This window comes from Pseudomonas sp. Pse79 (assembly GCF_024519615.1).
GTDB lineage: Bacteria > Pseudomonadota > Gammaproteobacteria > Pseudomonadales > Pseudomonadaceae > Aquipseudomonas > Aquipseudomonas veronii.
Genome location: NZ_JALJRR010000078.1, coordinates 1 through 332, shown reverse-complemented (window position 1 = coordinate 332; position 332 = coordinate 1). Strand labels below are relative to the sequence as shown.

Annotated in this window: 1 pseudogene; it reads right to left on the bottom strand. The window is 62.0% G+C overall.

From position 1 onward, the window contains the following. Positions 1-175 (bottom strand): annotated as a pseudogene (locus NR164_RS30310) (L-arabinose ABC transporter permease AraH); the annotation flags it as partial. Between the last annotated feature and the right edge of the window lie 157 nt (positions 176-332).

Below are 332 nucleotides of genomic sequence, written 5' to 3'. Positions count from 1 at the left end.
TGGAAATCGCCAGGCCCAGCCCGCGCATGTTCAGCGGCGAGAGGAAGTTGTCGATCAGCAAGGCACACAGCAGGAAAATCGCCAGCGCCGCGAGCAGCATCGCCCAGTTGTCGAGCAGCGCGCGCAGGTCCAAGGGTTTGCGTGCCGTCGGCAACGCGTTGTGTTGGGTCGTCATAGTCGTCTCTCAGTTCGCCAGGCCACGCGGCAAGGCCAGTTGCAGCAAGTTGGATTCAGTGGCGTGTTCGCGCCGTTGTTCGCCGCGCAAAGCGCCTTCACACAGCACCAGAATGCGATCGGAAACCCCCATCACCTCCATCAAGTCGCTGGACACC